The 384-nt window shown below is 41.9% G+C and carries 1 protein-coding gene and 1 pseudogene; both read right to left on the bottom strand.

What is annotated here, in order from left to right:
* Positions 1-115 (bottom strand): annotated as a pseudogene (locus AOA59_RS33540) (GNAT family N-acetyltransferase); the annotation flags it as partial.
* 32 nt (positions 116-147) lie between these two features.
* Positions 148-384: GNAT family N-acetyltransferase (locus AOA59_RS32835; protein ID WP_371919076.1), on the bottom strand; the 237-nt coding region annotated here is incomplete at its 5' end.

The following is a 384-nucleotide window of genomic DNA, read 5'->3' as shown; positions in this document are numbered from 1 at the left end:
CCACATGGGGAATATCATCCTCTAAATACACATCTGTGACAGGTTCGAAACCGAAAGAACTGTAAAACTCTCTTAAGTAGTTTTGAGCCTGTATTTTTATTGTAGTCTCATTCAGCTCATCTCGTAATATGGAGATGGCTCGGTCAACTACGTTCTCCCCGACGCTTGCCCTCTAAAAGCTTCCTTCACTAAAACCCTGCCGATAGAAGCTTCGTCGTAATAGTCTCCGCTACGAAATAACCTTGCGTACGCTGCGACTTGTCCCTCTTTTTTAAAAAATAAGTGGAATGCTTCTTCATCTTTTCCATCTAACTCAGGATATGCACACCCCTGTTCCACGACAAACACATTCACTCTCTCAGTTAATATATCGTACAACTCTTT

The sequence above is a fragment of the Pseudomonas sp. 2822-15 genome (assembly GCF_002742515.1).
Lineage (GTDB): Bacteria > Pseudomonadota > Gammaproteobacteria > Pseudomonadales > Pseudomonadaceae > Aquipseudomonas > Aquipseudomonas salomonii.
This window is presented reverse-complemented; position numbering and strand designations above follow the sequence as displayed.